Origin of the sequence: Microbacterium sp. NPDC088619, assembly GCF_044752825.1 — a bacterium.
Taxonomy (GTDB): Bacteria; Actinomycetota; Actinomycetes; order Actinomycetales; family Microbacteriaceae; genus Microbacterium.
The window spans coordinates 2,297,425-2,317,258 of record NZ_JBIVLZ010000001.1; the positions used below are offsets into that span (position 1 = coordinate 2,297,425).

General features: G+C 68.6%; 19 protein-coding genes. 10 read left to right on the forward strand and 9 right to left on the reverse strand.

Features of this window, described 5'->3' with window-relative positions; all coding sequences use genetic code 11:
- Positions 1 to 425: 425 nt before the first annotated feature.
- The 3 genes from purL (at position 426) to ACIP5T_RS11050 (ending at position 3,806) form a co-directional block, all read left to right on the forward strand.
- The gene (purL, locus tag ACIP5T_RS11040) at positions 426 to 2,759 is read left to right on the forward strand and encodes a phosphoribosylformylglycinamidine synthase subunit PurL (protein WP_400863069.1); all 2,334 of its coding nucleotides are present in this window, start codon (positions 426 to 428) and stop codon (positions 2,757 to 2,759) included.
- On the forward strand, positions 2,756 to 2,899 hold the full coding sequence (locus ACIP5T_RS11045) for a hypothetical protein (protein WP_167947250.1): 144 nt from the start codon (positions 2,756 to 2,758) through the stop codon (positions 2,897 to 2,899). Before purL ends, ACIP5T_RS11045 begins: the two co-directional genes overlap by 4 nt.
- Positions 2,900 to 3,098: 199 nt before the next feature.
- A complete protein-coding gene (locus tag ACIP5T_RS11050) occupies positions 3,099 to 3,806 on the forward strand; it encodes a DUF2786 domain-containing protein (RefSeq protein WP_400863071.1) in 708 nt (235 codons plus the stop codon).
- 89 nt (positions 3,807 to 3,895) lie between these two features.
- On the opposite strand, the gene ACIP5T_RS11055 is transcribed toward ACIP5T_RS11050, so the two are convergent.
- Positions 3,896 to 4,483, reverse strand: a complete 588-nt coding sequence (locus ACIP5T_RS11055; RefSeq protein ID WP_400863073.1) for a TetR/AcrR family transcriptional regulator — start codon at positions 4,481 to 4,483, stop codon at positions 3,896 to 3,898.
- Between the two features lie 72 nt (positions 4,484 to 4,555).
- Between ACIP5T_RS11055 and ACIP5T_RS11060 the strand changes: the two genes are divergently transcribed.
- Together ACIP5T_RS11060 and ACIP5T_RS11065 are read left to right on the forward strand one after the other, a co-directional pair.
- Positions 4,556 to 7,096 (forward strand): MMPL family transporter, encoded by a 2,541-nt coding sequence (locus ACIP5T_RS11060; RefSeq protein ID WP_400863074.1) that lies wholly within the window; start codon positions 4,556 to 4,558, stop codon positions 7,094 to 7,096.
- A gap of 483 nt (positions 7,097 to 7,579) precedes the next feature.
- Positions 7,580 to 7,903, forward strand: coding sequence for a cupin domain-containing protein (locus ACIP5T_RS11065; RefSeq protein ID WP_400863076.1), 324 nt, complete (start codon positions 7,580 to 7,582; stop codon positions 7,901 to 7,903).
- Between the two features lie 424 nt (positions 7,904 to 8,327).
- On the opposite strand, the gene ACIP5T_RS11070 is transcribed toward ACIP5T_RS11065, so the two are convergent.
- From ACIP5T_RS11070 to phnD, 5 genes are read right to left on the reverse strand one after another with little or no spacing between them, the layout of a single operon-like run.
- Positions 8,328 to 8,972 carry a TetR/AcrR family transcriptional regulator gene (locus tag ACIP5T_RS11070; RefSeq protein ID WP_400863078.1) on the reverse strand — a complete coding sequence of 215 codons (645 nt, stop codon included), beginning with the start codon at positions 8,970 to 8,972 and terminating at the stop codon, positions 8,328 to 8,330.
- Positions 8,969 to 9,730 carry a tyrosine-protein phosphatase gene (locus tag ACIP5T_RS11075; RefSeq protein ID WP_400863080.1) on the reverse strand — a complete coding sequence of 254 codons (762 nt, stop codon included), beginning with the start codon at positions 9,728 to 9,730 and terminating at the stop codon, positions 8,969 to 8,971. Before ACIP5T_RS11075 ends, ACIP5T_RS11070 begins: the two co-directional genes overlap by 4 nt.
- The gene (gene phnE / locus ACIP5T_RS11080; RefSeq protein WP_400863081.1) at positions 9,727 to 10,632 is read right to left on the reverse strand and encodes a phosphonate ABC transporter, permease protein PhnE; all 906 of its coding nucleotides are present in this window, start codon (positions 10,630 to 10,632) and stop codon (positions 9,727 to 9,729) included. The genes ACIP5T_RS11075 and phnE overlap by 4 nt, the downstream gene beginning before the upstream one ends.
- Complete coding sequence (locus tag ACIP5T_RS11085) at positions 10,616 to 11,638, reverse strand: phosphonate ABC transporter ATP-binding protein (protein WP_400863083.1); 1,023 nt, start codon at positions 11,636 to 11,638, stop codon at positions 10,616 to 10,618. The genes phnE and ACIP5T_RS11085 overlap by 17 nt, the downstream gene beginning before the upstream one ends.
- Positions 11,635 to 12,579, reverse strand: a complete 945-nt coding sequence (phnD, locus tag ACIP5T_RS11090) for a phosphate/phosphite/phosphonate ABC transporter substrate-binding protein (RefSeq protein ID WP_400863085.1) — start codon at positions 12,577 to 12,579, stop codon at positions 11,635 to 11,637. The genes ACIP5T_RS11085 and phnD overlap by 4 nt, the downstream gene beginning before the upstream one ends.
- Positions 12,580 to 12,707: 128 nt before the next feature.
- On the opposite strand from phnD, the gene ACIP5T_RS11095 reads away from it, so the two are divergent.
- Positions 12,708 to 13,058, forward strand: coding sequence for a TraR/DksA family transcriptional regulator (locus tag ACIP5T_RS11095; protein WP_400863087.1), 351 nt, complete (start codon positions 12,708 to 12,710; stop codon positions 13,056 to 13,058).
- A gap of 22 nt (positions 13,059 to 13,080) precedes the next feature.
- Here ACIP5T_RS11095 and ACIP5T_RS11100 read toward each other — a convergent pair whose 3' ends face one another.
- The 3 genes from ACIP5T_RS11100 to ACIP5T_RS11110 all read right to left on the reverse strand — a co-directional run bounded on the left by ACIP5T_RS11100 (position 13,081) and on the right by ACIP5T_RS11110 (position 15,819).
- Positions 13,081 to 14,616, reverse strand: coding sequence for a serine hydrolase domain-containing protein (locus ACIP5T_RS11100; RefSeq protein WP_400863089.1), 1,536 nt, complete (start codon positions 14,614 to 14,616; stop codon positions 13,081 to 13,083).
- A gap of 10 nt (positions 14,617 to 14,626) precedes the next feature.
- The gene (locus ACIP5T_RS11105) at positions 14,627 to 15,175 is read right to left on the reverse strand and encodes an ArsR/SmtB family transcription factor (RefSeq protein ID WP_400863091.1); all 549 of its coding nucleotides are present in this window, start codon (positions 15,173 to 15,175) and stop codon (positions 14,627 to 14,629) included.
- 95 nt (positions 15,176 to 15,270) lie between these two features.
- Positions 15,271 to 15,819: a hypothetical protein gene (locus tag ACIP5T_RS11110; RefSeq protein ID WP_400863093.1), complete on the reverse strand. Its 549-nt coding sequence runs from the start codon at positions 15,817 to 15,819 to the stop codon at positions 15,271 to 15,273.
- 74 nt (positions 15,820 to 15,893) lie between these two features.
- On the opposite strand from ACIP5T_RS11110, the gene ACIP5T_RS11115 reads away from it, so the two are divergent.
- The 4 genes from ACIP5T_RS11115 to ACIP5T_RS11130 all read left to right on the forward strand — a co-directional run bounded on the left by ACIP5T_RS11115 (position 15,894) and on the right by ACIP5T_RS11130 (position 19,834).
- Positions 15,894 to 16,781, forward strand: coding sequence for a hypothetical protein (locus ACIP5T_RS11115; protein ID WP_400863095.1), 888 nt, complete (start codon positions 15,894 to 15,896; stop codon positions 16,779 to 16,781).
- Positions 16,778 to 17,545 (forward strand): spermidine synthase, encoded by a 768-nt coding sequence (locus tag ACIP5T_RS11120; RefSeq protein WP_400863097.1) that lies wholly within the window; start codon positions 16,778 to 16,780, stop codon positions 17,543 to 17,545. The genes ACIP5T_RS11115 and ACIP5T_RS11120 overlap by 4 nt, the downstream gene beginning before the upstream one ends.
- A complete protein-coding gene (locus ACIP5T_RS11125; RefSeq protein ID WP_400863098.1) occupies positions 17,542 to 18,384 on the forward strand; it encodes an SDR family NAD(P)-dependent oxidoreductase in 843 nt (280 codons plus the stop codon). Before ACIP5T_RS11120 ends, ACIP5T_RS11125 begins: the two co-directional genes overlap by 4 nt.
- A 448-nt stretch (positions 18,385 to 18,832) precedes the next feature.
- Positions 18,833 to 19,834 (forward strand): magnesium and cobalt transport protein CorA, encoded by a 1,002-nt coding sequence (locus tag ACIP5T_RS11130; protein ID WP_400863100.1) that lies wholly within the window; start codon positions 18,833 to 18,835, stop codon positions 19,832 to 19,834.

Here is a 19,834-nt window from a genome sequence, read left to right on the forward strand (position 1 = left end):
TTTCCGATGTCGAGGGGCAGTCAGCTCCGATCCGTGTTCGCACAGTTGCCGCCGGGGACTCCTTCGTGCGGTACGCGCTTCGCGCGGCCCCTCCATAACTCCGGATCCGTGCGCCCGATCCGTCCCCTGGGCGGAGCCTGAGCAGATCCGAGAGCGAATCTCCGGAGTTATGGAGCGCGAACTTGTCAGCCCGCGTGCGCGACCCGCACGTCGAGCACCCATCATGACCGGCGGCGTGCGTCGCCTCCCGTGCGTGGGGTCAAAAGCGCATCCCCCGCCCTCGATTCGGATGCTTTTTCGACCACGCACCGGGCTCAAGATGCGTTTTCGACCACGCACTCGGCATGCTCTCCTGACCGGCGATCGGCCACGGCATCCCCCGGTAGACTGGCCATGCCCCGCCGGCCCCTCATCTAGGAGTGCGCGTGACCACCGCCCCTGCACCTGCCCACAAGCACGTCCCCGACTCCGTCGAGAACGCGACCGCGACTCCGGAGAAGGAGCAGCCGTACGCAGCGCTGGGCCTCAAGGATGACGAGTACGCCCGCATCAAGGAGATCCTGGGCCGACGCCCGACCTCCGGCGAGCTGGCGATGTACTCCGTGATGTGGTCGGAGCACTGCTCGTACAAGTCGTCGAAGAACTACCTGCGCCGCTTCGGCCAGAAGGTCTCCGACGAGATGAAGGAACGCCTGATGGTGGGCATGGGCCAGAACGCGGGCGTCATCGACGTCGGCGAGGGCTGGGCCGTCACCTTCAAGGCCGAGTCGCACAACCACCCGTCGTTCATCGAGCCGTTCCAGGGCGCGGCCACGGGCGTCGGCGGCATCGTCCGCGACATCATCTCGATGGGCGCGCGCCCGGTCGCGATCATGGACGCTCTCCGCTTCGGCGCGATCGACCACCCCGACACCGCCCGCGTCGTGCACGGCGTGACCAGCGGCATCAGCTTCTACGGCAACTGCCTCGGCCTGCCGAACATCGGCGGCGAGACGGTCTTCGACTCCGTCTACCAGGCCAACCCGCTGGTCAACGCGCTCGCGGTCGGCGTGCTCCGCCACGAAGACCTCAAGCTGGCCAACGCGACCGGCGTCGGCAACAAGGTGGTGCTGTTCGGCGCCCGCACGGGTGGCGACGGCATCGGCGGCGCCAGCATCCTGGCATCCGACTCGTTCGACAGCACCGGACCCACCAAGCGCCCCGCGGTGCAGGTGGGCGACCCGTTCGCCGAGAAGGTGCTCATCGAGTGCTGCCTCGAGCTGTACCGCGACGAGCTCGTCGAGGCCATCCAAGACCTGGGCGCAGCCGGCATCTCCTGCGCGACCAGCGAGCTCGCCGCCAACGGCAACAGCGGCATGAAGGTCTCGCTCGACAACGTCCTGCTGCGCGACCCGTCGCTCACGGCTGAGGAGATCCTCATGTCGGAGTCGCAGGAGCGCATGATGGCGATCGTCGCCCCCGAGAAGCTCGACGCGTTCCTCGCGGTCGTCGAGAAGTGGGACGTCGAGACGTCGGTGCTCGGTGAGGTCACCGGCGATGGGCGCCTCATCATCGACTGGCAGGGCGAGCGCATCGTCGACGTCGACCCCTCGACCGTCGCGGTCGACGGCCCGGTCTACGACCGCCCGGTCGCGTACCCGACGTGGATCGACGCGCTGCAGGCGGATGCCGCCGAGAAGCTGCCCCGCTCGAACGACCCCGAGGTGCTGCGCGAGCAGTTCCTCAACCTGGTCGCCTCGCCGAATCTCGCCGACACCCGCTGGATCACCAACCAGTACGACTACTACGTGCTCGGCAACACGGCCCTCTCGTTCCCCGACGACGCCGGCATGATCCGCGTCGACGAGGAGTCGGGGCTCGGCTTCGCGATCTCGACCGACGCCAACGGCCGCTACTGCCAGCTCGACCCCTACGCGGGCGCTCAGCTGGCCCTCGCCGAGGCGTACCGCAACGTCGCCGTCACAGGTGCCGTGCCCACCGCGATCACGGACTGCCTGAACTTCGGATCCCCCGAGAACCCCGAGGTCATGTGGCAGTTCGGGCAGACCGTCGACGGCCTCGCAGACGGATGCTACGAGCTCGGCACCCCGGTCACCGGAGGCAACGTCTCGTTCTACAACCAGACCGGCGACGTGCCGATCCACCCCACCCCGCTGGTCGGCGTGCTCGGCATCATCGACGACGTCTCGCGCCGCATCCCCTCGGGGTGGCAGGACGAGGGCCAGAACATCTACCTTCTCGGCACGACCTCGACCGAGCTCTCGGGCTCGGCCTGGGCCGAGACCGTGCACCAGCACCTCGGCGGACTCCCGCCGAAGGTCGACCTCGCGGGCGAGAAGCGCCTCGCGGGTCTGCTCGGCGCAGCACGTGACGAGTGGCTGATCTCGTCGGCGCACGACGTGTCGGAGGGTGGCCTGGCGCAGGCTCTCGCCGAGGGCGTCTCGCGCTTCGGCGTCGGCGCGCGCGTCTGGCTGAACGAGATCATCGAGCGCGACGGTGTGGATGCTGCAACCGCCCTGTTCTCCGAGTCGACCGGTCGCGTCATCGTCACCGTGCCCCGTGAGGACGACGTGAAGTTCCGCGGCCTCTGCGAAGGCCGCGACTACCCGGTGATGCGCATCGGCGTGACCGACTCCGAGGGCGCGAAGCTCGAGGTGCAGGACGTCTTCACGGTTCCCGTCGCCGAGATCCGCGAGCGCTCGCAGGCGACCCTGCCCGCAGCCTTCGGACCGACAGTCAGCGAGCCGGTCAGCGCATGAGCGGCGACGGCCTGAGCGAGGACTACGGCGATCTCGGCGAGAAGCGCAACCGCCGCATGCGCATCGTGGCTTGGACCGTCATCATCGCGCTCATCCTCGGTGGCGGCGGAGCGACCGTGATCACGCTGCTGCTCGGCTGAGTCGGGGTCTGCTCCTTCCGGTTGTGATTCCTGTTCGTCAGGCACGAGTTCGGTGTGCCCGGACGACACTCCGGTGGTCGGAGTCGTCTTCTGCACCGGCATCCGTGATCTGGGCTTCTCCACATCCCCCGGAACGGGGCGCCTGAATGTAGGCACCCCCGCGAAGGATCCGAGGCATCACAGATCCAAGGGGGATGCCATGACCGAAGCCAAACTCGACCTGATCGCCAAACTGCTGGCGAAAGCCGAGAGCACCACGCCTGAAGAGGCCGAGGCTCTGACCGAGCACGCCGAGCGACTGATCGTCAAGTACGGGATCGAGCAGGCACAGATCGACGAACGACGTGGGCTTCTCGGTCAGGCGCAGGAGCAGATCATCACCGAGCGGATGCTGTTCCGCGGCGTCTATGCGAAAGATCTCCGCGAGATCGGCATCGGCGTGGCCGGAGGACTCGGCGCCGTGCGCCCGATCCTCGCCGAGTACCCGCCGATCGCGGGGCTGCTGCTGGTCGGGCACACGTCTGATGTGACGCAGGTGCAGACCCTGACAGCCAGCCTGCAGGTGCAGGCCATGGTCGCGATGCGCGGCTGGTGGCTCGAGCACCGCGCCTTCTACGTCGGCCAGCGCGAAGGCGTGAAACGGCGTGCGCGCAGCGGCTTCCTCCGAGGATTCGCCGTCGGCGCCATGAGTCGCATCGAAGAGAGTCGTCGTGTCGCCGTCGAAGACAGCGGAACGGGCACGGAACTCGTGCTCTCGTCACGGCGGAGTCGAGTGGATGCCGCAGTCGATGAGATGCACACCTCGCACGCCCGACGGCGTCGCGGTGCGGATGCCGGCTCCTTCGCGCACGGGCACCGATCAGGTCGAGACGCGCGCACTGGAGACAGGGCAGTGGCGGGAGGGTGACGCCGGGTCGCGGGTGTCGGTCGCCCATCAGGTCGCGGAGTCGGCATGGAGCTATTCGGTTCGCGGCGATGCGGGTCGCGCTCAGCTCGTCAGTTCGTGGTCGCTGCTGCAGGGGCGAAGAGATATCTGGAAAGGGCGACGATCGCCTCGGTGTCGTGCTCCTCGCGCACGAGGGATTCGACGATGATCGCCCCGAGGATCGCACGTCCCAGTTGCTCGACGGGTGCGTTCTGCGGAAGCTGGCCGTCGCGGATGCCGCCGCGCATGCGCTCGGTGAGGTACTTCTCGACGCCGAGGCTCTCGCCGAGGTGGGCTCCGACGCCCGCATCCTCCGTCGCCGCAGCGACGAGGGATCGGAGAAGAGCCCCTCCTTCGGGGGCTTCGAGGATCGAGAGCACGCTGCGCAGCCAGGTCTCGACGTCTGCGGCGAGGTCTCCGGTGTCGGGAACGATGAAGTCGACAGGGATGAGTCGCCCTTCGGCGAGGCACTCGCCGATCAATGCGCCGCGCGACGGCCACCAGCGATATATGGTCTGCTTGCCCACCCCGGCCTCCTTCGCGATCCCCTCGATCGTGAGCCGGTCGTACCCCTGGTTGTGGAACAGTCGAGAGGTCGCGTCGAGGATCGCTTCCCGGGCAGCCGTGCTGCGCACGGGTCCGCTTCGATGCTCGTTCACCACACGTTCAGGATAACCACAGAACACTAGACGAGACGCCCCGTATGATCTATTCGTCTGAAGGAGATCGTTTTGGCTTCACTGCTATACCGCCTGGGTTCGTTCGCTGCACGCAAGGCGTGGACGGTGATCGTCTCGTGGGTCATCATCCTCGGCCTGGGGGTGGGCGCGTTCCTCACGCTCGGGGGCACGCTGAGCAACAGCTTCGACATCCCGGGCACCGCCTCGGGAGCCGTCACCGATCAGCTCGCCGAGAAGCTGCCCGACACCGCAGGCGGCACGGGAACGGTGGTCTATCAGACGACTGACGGCTCGGCCTTCACCGAGACGCAGAAGCTCGAGATCTCGAAGCTCGCAGCGAGCGCCGAAGACCTCGACGGCGTGGCGTCGGTGATCGACCCGTTCGACGCTCAGCAGCAGCAGGCGGTGCAGGCACAGGACCTCGCCGACGGCAAGGACCAGATCGAGGGCGGTCGGGCCCAGCTCGATGCCGGCCAGTCGCAGCTCGATGACGGTCGCGCGCAACTCGAGGCCGGACTCGAGCAGTTGACCGCCGCACGGTCGCAGGCCGAAGCGGGCGGCGCTCCCGCCGAGCAGCTCACCGCTCTGGACGCGCAGCTCGACGCGCTGAACACGCAGCTCACCGAGCTCGACGCCCAGCAGAAGACGATCGACGACTCTCGCGCAGAGCTCGACACCAATGCCGAGAAGGTCGAGCTCGGCTCCACTCTCCTCGACCTCACGAACGGCATCGGCGTCGTGTCCGACGACGGCTCGACCGCCATCGTGAACGTCTCGTTCGAAGACCCCCGCCTCGAGCTCTCCGAAGAGGTCAAGCAGGGAACGATCGACCACTTCGAGTCGTCGCCGATCGACGGCGTCGAGGTCGACTTCGGCACCGACATCGCGCAGGGTGTGCCCGAGATCTTCGGCGTCGGAGAGGCGATCGGCCTCGCGTTCGCGGCCGTCGTGCTGATCGTGATGCTCGGCACGCTCATCGGCGCGGCCCTGCCGATCGTGACGGCCGTGGTCGGCGTGGGCGTCGGCGTGACCGCATCCCTCGCCTTCTCGGGCGTCGTCGACATGGCATCCGTCACCCCGGTGCTGGGTGTGATGCTCGGACTCGCGGTCGGCATCGACTACTCGCTCTTCATCGTCAACCGTCACCGCAAGCAGCTGCTCAATGGCGTTCCCGTGAAGGAGTCCATCGGACTCGCCACCGGCACCTCGGGTACCGCCGTCGTGTTCGCCGGAACCACGGTGATCGTCGCTCTGCTCGCCCTCAATGTGACCGGCGTGCCGTTCCTCGGGCTCATGGGCACGGTCGGTGCAGTCTGCGTCGCGGTCGCCGTGCTCGTCGCGATCACGCTCGCCCCTGCCATCCTCGGACTCGTCGGCGCACGCCTGCTCAGCGGCAAGGCTCGCGCCACCATCGGGCAGCCGCACGCCGCGGGCAAGCCCGTGAAGCAGATGTCGACGCTGCGCGCGATCGTCACCGTGCTCGTCAGCGTCATCGCCCTGCTGATCGTCGCGATCCCTTCGATGTCGATGCGCCTCGGGCTGCCCGACGGTGCGAGCGAGCCCTCCGACTCGACCAGCTACCGCGCGTTCCACATCGTCGACGACCAGTTCGGTGAAGGGGCGAACGGTCCGCTGCTCGTCACCGCGACCCTCGACGACGCTGTCAGTGACGACGATCTGCTGGCCACGCAGGTCGAGATCGCGCAGACCCTCGCCGACCAGGATGACGTCGTGGGTGTCGCGCCGATCGCGAACTCCGACGACAACACGCTGCTCGCGTTCCAGGTGCTTCCCGCCGAAGGCCCGAACAGCGCGTCGACCGAGAAGCTCGTGCAGGACATCCGCGCATTGCCGCAGCTCGACGGCGGCATCACGCTCGGCGTCGCCGGGCAGGCGGCGACCAACATCGATATCTCCGAGGCTCTCGCCGGCGTCCTGCCGCTCTACCTGGTGGTCGTCGTCGGGCTCTCGCTGCTCATCATGATCGTCGTGTTCCGCTCGCTCCTCGTGCCGGTCATCGCGACCGGAGGCTTCGTACTCTCACTGTTCGCGACCTACGGCCTGATCGTCGCCGTGTTCCAGTGGGGCTGGGGCGCCGATCTCATCGGGTTGGACAGCCCGGGGCCGATTCTGAGCTTCCTGCCGGTGATCCTGGTCGGCATCCTGTTCGGGCTCGCGATGGACTATCAGCTGTTCCTCGCCTCGGGGATGCGCGAGGCATACGTGCACGGAGCTTCGGCGAGGGATGCCGTCGCGCAGGGCTTCCGCGCCGGACGCTCGGTCGTCATCGCCGCAGCCCTCATCATGGTCTCGGTGTTCGGCGGGTTCATCTTCTCGGAGTCGACCATCATCCGCTCGATCGGATTCGGCCTCGCGTTCGGTGTGCTGCTCGACGCCTTCGTCGTGCGGATGCTGCTGATGCCGGCGCTCATGCACCTGCTCGGCCGCTCGGCCTGGTGGCTGCCGCAGTGGCTCGACCGCATCCTCCCGAACGTCGACATGGAAGGTGCCGCGCTCGAGCGCGACCACCCCGGTGTGCGCACCGACACTGTTCAGGTGGTGGCGAGCTCGGAGACGCCCGACGCGCGCTGACGGCCCTCGGGTACGGGTGCGGTGCGGGCACCCTCGGGTGCGGATGCGGATGCTGACGCCCTCGGATCCGGATGCGGATGCGGATGCGGATGCGAATGTGGGTGCGGATGCGGATGCGAATGCGGATGCGGGTGCGGGTCCGAATGCGGATGCGGATGCGAATGCGAGCGCTGACGCCCTCGGATGCGGATGCGCGAGCCGGCGAGTTGGCACGCGGTCACCGGTTCGAGTCACGGTTAGGCCCGTAGGGCGGAGAACTCCCCGTTGGGCGGAGAACTCCCCGTTGGGCGGAACTCTCGCACCGGAACCTCCGCCTGACAGGGCGAACTCCGCCCGACACGGCGAACTCCCCCTAACACGGCGAACTCCGCCTGACACAGCTCACGCCGCCCGAGACGATCGCCCCCGGACCCGACGGAGCCACGCGAGCGCCCCTTCCGCGCAAGGGCGAGCGTCGGTAGCCTCGGCGAGCAAGGAGGCATCATGACCAGCGCACCCATCGACGTGGCCCTGGACGCGAACATCGAGGGCTACCTGATCGGCTCGCCGGTGAGCATCATCCGCGAGTTCACCTCGTCGATCGGCAGCGGGCCGCGGCTGCACCGGCATCCGTACGTCGAGACCTTCGTGATCCACCGCGGCCGCGCGCTCTTCACCGTGGGCGACGAGCAGGTCGTGGGAACCGGCGGTCAGGTTCTGGTCGTGCCGGAGCTCGTCGACCATCGTTTCGAAGTGCTCGACGGCGGCACGTATGAGGCGACCCACATCCATTCGAGCGACCGGTTCATCACGGAGTGGCTCGAATAGTCACGCTCGGTCAGCGGCCGGATGGCTGGCCGAATCCCGGGTGGCTGCGGGGGCTGGGAGGATTCGCCCGCCATTCGGGGATTCATCAGCCGGATGCACGAGCAGAACAGCCGCCCCCCACGCACACGCATGCCCAGATCACAGATGCAGGCCGGATCTGGGGTTCTCGGCCTGCATCCGTGATCCGAGCATGCAATTGAATGAGGCGGAAGATCGGATGCGCTCGTCACCGGCCGGACGGCTGGACGAATCCCGGATGGCTGGACAGGCCCCGGCGATTCGCCCGCCATGCGTGCGATCTCCAGCCAGACGAACCGGACACCCAGCCAGACGAACCGGACCTCCAGCCAAACGAACCGGACACCCAGACAGACGAACCGGACACCCAGCCAGACCAGACGAACCGGCACGGTCACACACCGGGTCAGACCACCATCCCGCGCCAGATCACCTCGACGGCAGCCCTCAGGCGGGCGGCGACCGCGGGGTCGTCCATCCGGTCGCCGCGTACGACGATCTGGTAGTACGCGGTGCCGGCGATCGCATCGAAGCATGCGTCGACGTCGAGGTCGGCACGCAGCTCACCACGTGCGATTCCCGCGCGCAGCGCGTTGAGCAGGGGCACCCGCCGACGCGACACATGCGACTGCCAGTACGCCCTCTGCAGCGCGCGGTCAGACATCACGAGCCGGATGCGCTGACGGAATCGCTCCTCTGCATAACCGGATGCCGCGACAGACAGGGCCACTCCGTTCTCGCCGAGCCCGAGCCCGTCGAACAGCGCCTCGCGAAGATCGACATCGTCCGGATACTCCGGCGGCACCATGCGCCCGACGTCGAGCGCGGCGGCGATCAACGTCGTGAGCGACGGCCACCGACGGTACAGTGCCGCCCGGCTCACCCCGCTCCGTGCGACCACGCGGCTGACGGTGACGTCCAGACCCGAGTCGATGATCTCGAGCGTCGCGGCGACGATCTGCCCGTCCATGTCCTCGTCGCGCGGACGGCCGGGGCGGCGGCGAACCGCAGCCCCAACAGCAGCATCCGTCACGGCATCGATCGTCGTCACAGCGCCCGCTCGCGGAGCCGCGCGACGGTCGCATCCGACAGCCCGGCGGCGCGCAGCGGCGCGAGGGCATCGCCGTGCTGCTCGCGAAGCGTGTCGAGCAGCGTGCGCATCGACACCTCCATCGAGCCTTCGAGCAGCGCCGCGCTGGCGCCGGCGGCATCGGCGTCGAACCCGAGCGCCTTCCACATCGCCCCCATGACGGGCGCGGTGCGCTGCATGATCGCGGCCATGTTGTGGCCGGTCAGGGCGTAGTCCGCGACGATGTCGTCATCCGCCGTTCCGAGTGCAAGCAGCAGCATCGCCGCGACCACACCGGTGCGATCGCGCCCGGCTGCGCAGTGGAACGCGGCGGTCCCCGGCGTGTGGGCGATCACATTCAGCGCCGTGACGAGCTGCGGCGCGGCGACCTCCACCATCCGCAGGTACATCTGACCCATCGCGTCGTGGGTGAGCTCGGGGGCGCCGTCACCCATCGAGCGTCCGACATCCGCGATCAGCGGCAGGTGGTGGTAGGCGACCGGGTAGTCGGCGAGGGGGCCACGACCGGTGACCGAGACTTCGAGCGGTGAGCGCAGGTCGATGATCGCGGTCAGGCCGGCCCCGACCAGCTGCGAGGCGACCTCGGTCGTGACGTACGCGAGGTCATCGGTGCGGATCGCGAGCCCTTCGCGCAGCACTCCCCCGTCGATAGGGATTCCGCCGAGGTCGCGCAGGTTGACGGGGGCGCTGAGCACCAGGTCGATGTCGGCGATGGTCATGTGATTCTCCTTCGGATGAGGGCACTGCCCTGGTCGATCGCCGTGACGAGCACGATGATGCAGATGATGATGGCGCTGAGGTGCCCGTAGTCGTACATGCGCATCGCGGTCGTCAGCTCGAGGCCGATTCCGCCGGCGCCGACGAGGCCGAGGATGGTCGCGCCGCGCACGTTGCCTTCGAACAGCAGCAGTGTGTACGAGGTCAGCAGTGGTGCGGACTGCGGCAGGATGCCGTATTGGATGACCTGTCGCTTCGAGGCGCCGACGGCCTCCATCGCGACGACGGGTCCGCGGTCGACCTGCTCCATGGCTTCGGCGAAGATCTTGCCGATCGATCCGATCGACCCGAGGGTCATGGCCAGGATGCCGGCGAACGGGCCGAGTCCGACAGCCGAGACGAACATGAGCGCGAAGACGAGATCGGGCACCGAGCGGATGATGTTCATCACCCACCGCGTCGGGTAGTAGACCCACTTGGGTGCGATGTTCGACGACGCCCCGAACGCGGCGAGCAGCGACAGCACGGCACCGAGCACCGTGCCGACGACCGCCATCTGGAAGGTCTCGAGCAGCAGCGCGAGGATCGTGCCGATCTTCGAGAAGTCCGGCGGGAACAGGCGGGACAGGAACTCGCCCATGTTGACCGCGCCGTCGCCCAGCTTGATGAAGTTGAACTCCGCGCCGTTGAACGACCAGATCAGCAGCAGGGCCGCGATGGGCAGACCGACCAGGAAACGAGCGCGGGGCACGCGGAACGCACGCTCGAGGCGCGATCGCTCGGCCGCGTCGAGGGCCGGGCGCGTGGTCGCGCGATCGGCCTTGCCGCCCGTCGAACGCGTCGGGCCGCCGGTCGAGCCGCCTGTCGCCCCGCCTGTCGAACGCGGATCAGTGGTGAGCGTCATCGTCGTGCTCCTCGTCGTCGTAAAGCGGTGCCAGTGCGGCGGCATCCAGTTGTGATGTGGCGCCGGCGACCAGCATCAGCCCGTGCCGCAGCCCGATGATGCGATCGCTGTGCGAGAGGGCGAGCGGCAGCACGTGCAGGCTGACGAGCACCGGGATTCCGTCTTCGGTGGCGATCTCGCGCAGGAGTTCGAGCACCGAGTCGGCGAGCTTGGGGTCGAGCGACGCGACCGGTTCGTCGGCGAGGATCACCTTGGGCTGCTGCATGAGGGCGCGGGCGATCGCGACGCGCTGCTGCTGCCCACCCGAGAGGGAGCGCGCGGGGGCGTTGGCCTTGTGCGCGATGCCGACCCGGTCGAGCAGTTCGAGTGCGCGGCGACGATGCGCGCTCGAGAAGCCGCCCACCAGGTTGATCGCGCCCGCTCCGTGCAGGGCTCCGGCGAGCACGTTCGTCATGACGCTCAGACGTGGGATGAGGTTGAACTGCTGGAACACCTGTCCGACATCCGACCGCAGCGTGCGCAGCTCTCCGCGCGCGAGGTTGGTGACGTCGTGGCCCGCGACCCTGACCGATCCCGCAGAGATCGGGGCGAACCCCGTGAGGCTGCGCATCAGGGTCGACTTGCCCGAGCCCGAGGCGCCGAGCAGAGCGACCATCTCGCCAGGGAACAGGTCGAGGTCCACGCCGTCGAGCACCGTGGTGGTGTCGTACGCGACGCTGAGGTCGCGCACGGTCACGAGCGGCAGCGCCTGGCGCAGTTCGGCGGTGGGGGTGCGGCCGGGGGCGTGGGTCGCGGCATCCGCTCCCCCGCCCGCCCCCGTGTTCGTCGGAAAACCCAGACCAACGGATGCCGGCTCGGCGCGTCGATCCTCGACCTGCCCACGGGCGGACGAACCGTCTGCGATTTCCCTCGAACCGAGGGCGGATGCCGGGAGGGCGGATGCGGCGGCCGAGACCGGGAGGGCGGATGCCGTGGCATCCGCCCTCATCAGGGACGGGTTCGTCACTTGAGGTCCTTGAGCTCGACGCCGGCGACCGCGGCGATCTCAGCGAACGAGGTGAAGGAGGAGCCGTCGGGGTCGACGGTCTGCTCGGCAGCGGCGAAGGCGCCGTAGGCTCCGAGCGCCTCCGCGTTCTCGGGCGAGAACACCTCGGCGATGCCGTCCTGGATGAGTTTGCGGGTGTCGGCGTCGAGCGACTGACGGCCCAGCACCGCACCCTGGATGTCCATGGCGGGGCTCTCGCCGACCGCGCGCCACTCGCCGTCCGCGAACGGGAACATCGGAGCGCCGAGCTCGGTCAGCATGACGGCGGTGCAGGCGGCATCCACCTGTCCCTGCTGGAGCGCCGCGAAGCTGCCCTCGTGTCCGCCGGCGAAGATCGCCTCGTAGTCGGTCCCCTGCTCCAGGCCGGCCTCGTGCAGCATGTACACCGGCATGAAGTAGCCCGAGCTCGACGCCTGGTCGGCGAACGCGACGGTCTTGCCCTCGAGGTCTTCGACGGTCTCGATGGGCGAGTCGTTCAGCACGACGCAGGTCGAGACGGGCTTGCCGTCGCCCTGGAAGGCGACCAGCGCGTCGACCTCACCGGTGTTCACGGCGAGCGCCGAGGGGAAGCCGCTCATGATGCCGATGTCGACGTGGTCGGCGCGGATGGCCTCGACGACGCTCAGGTAGTCGGGCACGTCGGTGATCTCGACGTCGCGCCCGGTGGACTCTTCGAGGAGGTCGGCGAAGACCTCGATCGGGTTCTCGGCGGTGGGGTCGTCGCCGACGGGAAGTGTCGCGATTGTGATGGGAGCGTTCGGGTCGGCGGGAGCCGCTTCGGCGGTCGGGCTCTGGCAGCCGGTGAGGGCGAGGGCGGCGACCCCGAGGAGGCCGACGGCGGGCAGGGTGAGGCGGCGCATGATGACCTTTCGGGAGGAGGCGTTCCCGAATTCCGAGAACATGAGTATTCCAACTCGCGAAGGTGACAGGGAATTACGAGACCGGCGTACTCGAAACGGAACGCTGAGTGAACGGCTGGTGTCGGTGGCCGGCCGACCCGGATGTCGGAACCCCCGCCTAGAGTGTGCGGATGACCCTGGATGCCCGCGCTCGCCTCGAACAGCTGCGCGCCCAGGCAGCGGAGCGGGTCGAAGCGACCGGGGTCACGCTCGCCGAGCTCATGCATGACCGAGAGGGCTCGAACGACGACGACGAGCACGATCCCGAGGGCGTCACGCTGTCGTCGGAGTGGTCACGACTGACGGGGCTCGCCGAGGCGGCGGCATCCGAACTCCAGCAGGTCGACGATGCGATCGCGCGATTGGATGCCGGCACCTACGGCGCGTGTGCCCACTGCGGCCGCCCCATCCCGGAGGCGCGACTCGAGGTGCGCCCGTTCGCCACGCACTGCGTCGCCTGTGCCGAGAAGCTCGGCCTCTGAGCCGGGGGTCCCGGGTATCACCTCACCAGAGGAACGTGACCCCCACGGCGAACATCGCTCCGATCACGGCGACCGCCCACCAGTACCACGCGCGGCGGCGAGGCCGGAAGGGCAGCGGCGTCCGCGAACCACGCAGTACCAGGACGCTGATGGCAGCGAGCGCCGGTGCGAGAGCGATGCCCCACACCCAGCCGCCGACGGAGAACCACGGCCCGCTGTGCCAGAGCAGCAGGAGGCCGAAGGCCGCCCAGATCAGGTCGCCGATCGACGGCAGAAGCGCCTTCACCCGGAACGCTCGGATCAGGGCGACCAGGCTCAACAGCAGAGCGAGCCCGAAGATGCCCCACGCGATGCCGACCGACGCGCTGTCGATCGCGGGAATCGGCGCGCCGGACGCATACGACATGGCGATGTAGTCGGCCGGGGCGGTCGTGTTCGACAGCGCGAGGAATGCGGTGCCGGCCTCCCGGTCGAGTGTGAGCATGGTGCGGAAGCCCCCGGTTCCGCCGTTGTGCCAGGTCTGCAGGCCGTCGCCGTCGAACGCGGCCGACGTGATCCATCCCCATCCGATCTCGGCCCCTTCTCCCATGGGGGCGGTCGGATCGAGAGCGGCCACGCCCGGGGCAGTCCCGTCGAGAGTGGCCTGCGCCCAGGTCGCCAGGTCGGCGGCGGTCGTGAAGGTCGACGAACCGGCCGGCAGGTATCCCTCGCCCCACCAGCGCGGTGCAGGCGTGCCGTTCGACAGGAATCCGGGCACCGCGTCAGCGGGCACCTCGTCGGCCGTCGCCGCGACGACCGTGTCGTCCATACCGAGCGGATCAGTGATGCGCTCCCTCAGCAGGGCCGCGTAGCCATCGGCATCCGCCGCTTCGACGAGTGCCGTCCCGAGCAGCGAGACGGCGAAGTTCGAATAGACCGAGCCCTGATCGGGGTCGACCGGCGCGACCGCCGCGTCGGCGATCAGCTGCTCGGTCGTGGTCGTCGCGTAGGGATTCTCGTTCAGGAGGACGCCGGTCAGCGACTCCGCTTCCGCCGTGGCACCGAGTCCGGGCAGTCCGGAGGAGTGCTGCGACAGCGACGCGAGCGTCACCTCGCCGGCTTCCGTGCCTTCGAGTTCGGGAAGGTGCTCAGCGAGCTGATCCTCGGCCTCGACCTCGCCTCGCTCGATCGCATCGGCGAACAGCGCGCCCGTGAAGGTCTTGGTGATGGATCCGAGCTCGAACACCGTGTCGGCGGTCGGGGCTCCAGCGTTCGACGGGTCGGCGTCGCCGAGCCCGGCGAAGACGGCGCCGTCGGGGCCGACCTCAGCGACGGAGAGTGCGCGGAAGCTGTCGAGACTCCCGGGAAGGGAGCGGATGCGGTCAGCCAGTGCCTCATCGCCCGCGGTCGACGCACTGACCGTCTGATGCTGCGGACCGATCGCCGCACCGAGCGCGACGCCCACGACCGCTGCCGCACCGATCACGGCGAGGATCGCTCGGGTGGGGCGCCGGCGTGGAGCATCCGGCGCGTTCTGCGGGTCTTGCAGGTCGGCGGAGGGATTCGAGGGAGTGGTCACGGTGGGCTCCTCAGCTCGAGGCGATCATGGTCAGGACGAGAAGGGGAACCACGCGTGCGGCGGGCACCTCGTAGTACCCGCGGCGCGGAGAGACGAGCCACCCCGCGCTGACGAGCTGGCGCAGGTGGTGGTAGAGCTGGCCCGACGAGGCGAGGTGCTCGAGCTGCAGCAGCTCGGCCGTCGTGTGCGCGCCGCGCATGATCTGGCGCACGAGCTCGAGGCGTGCCGGGTGCCCCAGAGCTTCGAGCGGACGGGCGAGGTCGCTCCAGTCATTCGCGAGCAGCCCTTCGGCGTGCAGTCCGTATTGCCAGCGGACCGGGCCCGCCTGCGTCTCGACCGCGCCGGCCATCATCACGGCCCCCGGCGCACGGCGGCCGAGCTCGTTCACGAACCAGAGCGGATCGTCGGAGCCGGCGGCTTCGGGCGCAGCATCCGTCGCTTCCGATTCCGCACCGTCGGCGGGCCCGGCAGAGTGAGCGGCGAGTGCGGAGAGTCGCGCGACCTCGTGCTCGAGGTCGGCGAGCCGGCGCTCGATCGTGCTCTGCTCGTCGGATTCCATGATCCGAACCTATCAAAAGTTCGTAATTACGGAAAACGGGGGATTCTCACACGGTCGGATCGGATGCGGGCGCGGCCCCGAGCACGGATGCCGGTTCAGAGGCTCCCGAACGCGATCACCGCGCACATCGTGCCGACCGTCAGCAGGATCGGCGCCGCCACGATGCCGCACCAGAAGCTTCGGGCGGCATCCTTGTCGGGCACCAGCGCGGCGGCCAGCGCGGCGATGGCCATGAGCGCCCCGGCGAACACGAAGACCGGTTGCTGAAACACCCACGCGAGCGGAATGAAGTGGATGCCGACGACAGCCAGCACGAGGGGCGCGATGAGGTCCTGTCGCTTGCGCCTGGTCGCCCAGATCGCCAGCACGATGATCGCCACCACCTCGATCCAGAAGACGATCAGATACCAGGTCGACGCTGCGCCACCCCAGCTGATCGCCGTCGGCGCCGACCAGTTGCGGATCGCCGCGGGCAGACTGATCCCTGCCAGAGCCGCGCCGCCGAGACCGAGCACCCCGAGGATCACGCGCCAGCTCCAGTGCTTCGGCGGGCGCTCCTGCGCCCACCCCGCCCACACGAAGGCGGCGATCCCGAAGATCGCCCCGGTCATCAGCAGGTCCCGCGGGAAATCGTCGATGATCATGCCCACAGGCTAACCGGCAGCCGGCGCCGGGAGCAGGCGACTCCGTGAAGCCCGAGAAGTAGGCTGAGGGCATCATGGACGAGTTCATCCGGGGCTTCTGGATCTTTGCGGGCAACTACTGGTGGCTCGCCTTCCCGATCCTCGGCATGGCCGGCGGCGCGGCGAAGGCGTGGGAGCGCAGCGCGAAGCGCCGGCACGAACGACGCATCGAGACTCTGCGACTCAAGGCCGAGATCAAGACCGCCCAGCTCGAAGCGCGCAGCGGACGGGCGAAGCGCATCGGCCCGGCGGTCGTCGACACCCGGGCATCGGTCGCCCCGAACACCCTGCTCGAGCGCCTCTTCTCAGAGCACGACGAGATCACCGCCCGCTGGCTCGACTACGAGCTCGACGTCGCGAAGCTGATCGCCTTCCCCGCCATGAGCGACGGCCGCCAGCCTCTGGTCGCCGCGTTCCTGCGAGCCAAGAAGACGGCGGATGCGTTGCGCCCGCTGTCTGCCGATTCGACCGTGACCGAGCGGCAGGTCTCGGAGTACCTCGACGCCGTGGGCGCCTACGCCGTGGCGTTCGAGATCGCAGAGAAGGATGCCCGCCGCCTGCGCGACTCGACCTTCACCGAGCCCGAGCGCAAGCGGCTCGATCGCGCGCAGCAGCTGCTCAAAGTCGCCGTCGACGAATCGGCCACCCAGGCCGAGCGCAACATCGCCTATCGGCGCGTGCGCGACGAGCTCGAGGGTCTGATCCTGCTGAGCGACGAGGCCGTGCAGGTGCTCGAGAATCAGGTGGCCCGTGAGCTGCCGGCGCACCCGTCACCCGCGCCCGCCACGGAGACCACGCCTGAACCGGAACCCGAGAGGATCTTCCTGCCCCCCTCTACGAACGCTCCCGTGACCCGGCCCGGCACAGAGGCACCTGCACCCCTGCCCGCGAGCACCAAGGACGACCGGGAGACCCCGCGATGATCACGAGATTCGAAGAGCTCGACTGGCAGGAGACACCGATCGGCGAGCTGACGCTGCGCCGACGCACCGAGCCCGCGGTCGGCCAGGAGATCTACGAGGTCAGGCTCGGCGACGAATACCTGATGTCGAGCCTGTTCACCGTGGCCGAGGAGGAGCTCTCGAACCTGGGTCTGGCTGCTGCCGAGGGCGATGATCTCTCGGTCCTGGTCGGCGGACTCGGGCTCGGATACACGGCGGTCGCCGCATTGCGCGACGACCGTGTGGCTTCGCTCACGGTGGTCGATCGGCTCGGCGCGGTGATCAGCTGGCATCAGCGGCGCCTGCTGCCCGTGTCGGCGGAACTCGTCGACGACCCGCGCACGAACCTGGTCGAAGACGACTTCTTCGCCCTGGTTCGGGCAGCACCCCGCGAAGATCACCCCGGCTACTCCGCGATCCTCCTGGACGTCGACCACTCGCCGCGTCACCAACTCGACCCCACGCATGCCGACCTCTACACCGCGGCCGGCCTGCGCGCACTCGACCGGCACCTCGCTGCCGTCGGTGTCTTCGCGCTGTGGTCGGATGATCCGCCCGACGAGGATTTCATGGGCGAGATGCGCACCGTATTCGATGATGCCGTCGCCCACGTGGTCGACTTCGCGAACGCCGTGACGGGCGGGACGTCGTCGAACACCGTGTACGTCGCGCGCAGTCGCCGTGCGACGGATGCCGCTGTCGCACCTGCACCTGCACCTGCACCTGCACCGGAGTCGGCGTCGTGACCCCGAAGACGATCGTGCTCACCGGAGCATCCGACGGCATCGGCGCGGCCGCCGCGCGCCAGCTCGCGGCATCCGGTCACCGGCTCATCCTCGTCGGCCGGTCCGTCGAGAAGACGCGGGCGGTCGCCGCCGACACCGGGGCCGAGTGGTTCACCGCCGACTTCGCCCGGCTCGACGACGTCCGCGGTCTCGCGACGAAGATCGCGGAGGCCGTGGGTGACGGCGGGATCAATGTGCTCGCGAACAACGCCGGCGGCATCTTCGGCGATCAGACTCCTACCGTCGACGGGTTCGAGAAGACCCTGCAGGTGAACCACCTCGCGCCGTTCCTGCTGACGAACCTGCTGCTGCCCCAGCTGCGCACCGGTCGCGCGGCGATCATCAACACGTCGAGCGTCGCGCACCGTCTGTTCGCTCGGCTCGACATCGACGACCTCGACAACCGCAAGAACTTCAGCGCGAACAGGGCCTACGGCGACGCGAAGCTCGCGAACGTGCTGTTCACGAAGAGCCTGCACACGAAGTTCCGCGCCGAGGGCCTGAGCTCGGTCGCCTTCCACCCCGGCACCGTGCAGACCAACTTCGCCTCGGATTCGAACACCCTCATGCGCTTCGTCTACCGCACCCCGCTCAAGCGCCTGCTCCTCATCAGCAGCGAGAAGGGCGGCAGCACCCTGAGCTGGTTCGTCGAGGGAACGCCCGACGAGACCTGGATCTCGGGCGAGTACTACGACGAACGGGTGCTGACGCGCCGCGTGAACCCGCGGATCGAGGACGCCGCACTGGCCGAGGCGCTGTGGCAGAAGAGCGCAGAGCTCGTCGGGATCGACGCCGTCTGACCGCATCCGGGTCACCGGCTGTTCACCCCGGCGCGCTCCGGTTGCACTTCGTGCCGCCCCACCACGTTCCCGACGGCACGAACTGCGACCGGAACCGACCCAGCGGGCACTTGAGCGGCACGAACTACGATCGGAGCGGCCAGGCACGCATGCGGGGTCGCTTGGCACGCATGCGGGGTCGCTTGGATCTCGCGCTCAGACGGCAGGAGTATGCTGGCACACCGGGTCATGTGACCCTTTCAGAGCGCGAGAGGCGGTGATGGCGATGTCCGGTGATAGTTGCGACGCCGCCTTCGTTGCGTCGCGTCTGACTGCATCCGTGCGTTGAGCTTCGGCTCCGCACCTGCACGTCCTGCTCCGCAGCCGTCGGTGGCGTCTTCCGCCCCCTGATGAATTCTGCGCACGCCCTCTCTGACGAGGCAGTGCGCCTGCGAGAACGGAGCCAATCATGGCCCTCATCGACAACGGCGTGTACGTCCACGGACGTCGCGTGGAGACCCCGAAGAACCTCGACGAGACCTACCGGTCGCTCGACGCCCACGGCGGCATCGCCTGGATCGGCCTCTACCGGCCGAGCCCCATCGAGGTCGCCTCGGTCGCGCGCGAATTCGACCTGCATCCGCTCGCGGTCGAAGACGCGCTGTCGGGACACCAGCGGTCGAAGGTCGAGCGCTACGGTGACACGCTCTTCGCCGTGCTGCGCCCCGCCCGCTATCGCGACGAGCAGGAGTCGATCGAGTTCGGCGAGCTGCACCTGTTCGTCGGCCCCGACTTCGTCGTCACGATCCGGCACGCGGAGTCGCCCGACCTCGCCGGTGTCCGCCGCCGCATGGAGGCGCAGCCCGAGCTGCTCGCGATGGGACCCGAGGCCGTGTTCTACGCGATCCTCGACGAGGTCGTCGACGGCTACGAGCCGATCGTCGCCGGTCTGCTCAACGACATCGACGAGATCGAGGACCAGCTCTTCGGCGACAGCGACGACGACGCCCTCTCGCGCCGCATCTACGAGCTCTCGCGCGAGGTCATCAACTTCCAGAGGGCGGTGCACCCGCTCGCCGGGATGCTGGAATGGCTGCGCCGCGGGTCGGAGAAGTACCGCATCGACGAAGAGCTGCAGCGGTCGCTGCGCGATGTGCTCGACCACGTCATCCGCGTGAACGAGCGGGTCGATTCGTTCCGGGCGATCCTCGAGAACGCGCTGACCGTGCATTCCGCGCTGGTCGCACGACGGCAGACCGAGGCAGGGCTGGCCCAGAACGACGAGATCAAGAAGATCTCCTCGTGGGCGGCGATCATCTTCGCGCCCACGCTCGTCGGCACGGTCTACGGCATGAACTTCGAGGTGATGCCCGAGCTGCACTGGGCCCACGGATATCCGATGGCGATCGGAGCGATGGCCGCCTTCGCGGTCGCCCTCTACGGGGTGTTCAAGTACAAGAAGTGGTTGTGA

Coding starts and splice junctions, on each gene's coding strand:
- ACIP5T_RS11045 (WP_167947250.1), top strand. CDS start 2,756: ATGAGCGGCGACGGCCTGAGCGAGGACTACGGCGATCTCGGCGAGAAG.
- ACIP5T_RS11050 (WP_400863071.1), top strand. CDS start 3,099: ATGACCGAAGCCAAACTCGACCTGATCGCCAAACTGCTGGCGAAAGCC.
- ACIP5T_RS11065 (WP_400863076.1), top strand. CDS start 7,580: ATGACCAGCGCACCCATCGACGTGGCCCTGGACGCGAACATCGAGGGC.
- ACIP5T_RS11075 (WP_400863080.1), bottom strand. CDS start 9,730: ATGACCATCGCCGACATCGACCTGGTGCTCAGCGCCCCCGTCAACCTG.
- phnE (WP_400863081.1), bottom strand. CDS start 10,632: ATGACGCTCACCACTGATCCGCGTTCGACAGGCGGGGCGACAGGCGGC.
- phnD (WP_400863085.1), bottom strand. CDS start 12,579: ATGTTCTCGGAATTCGGGAACGCCTCCTCCCGAAAGGTCATCATGCGC.
- ACIP5T_RS11095 (WP_400863087.1), top strand. CDS start 12,708: ATGACCCTGGATGCCCGCGCTCGCCTCGAACAGCTGCGCGCCCAGGCA.
- ACIP5T_RS11105 (WP_400863091.1), bottom strand. CDS start 15,175: ATGGAATCCGACGAGCAGAGCACGATCGAGCGCCGGCTCGCCGACCTC.
- ACIP5T_RS11110 (WP_400863093.1), bottom strand. CDS start 15,819: ATGATCATCGACGATTTCCCGCGGGACCTGCTGATGACCGGGGCGATC.
- ACIP5T_RS11115 (WP_400863095.1), top strand. CDS start 15,894: ATGGACGAGTTCATCCGGGGCTTCTGGATCTTTGCGGGCAACTACTGG.
- ACIP5T_RS11120 (WP_400863097.1), top strand. CDS start 16,778: ATGATCACGAGATTCGAAGAGCTCGACTGGCAGGAGACACCGATCGGC.
- ACIP5T_RS11130 (WP_400863100.1), top strand. CDS start 18,833: ATGGCCCTCATCGACAACGGCGTGTACGTCCACGGACGTCGCGTGGAG.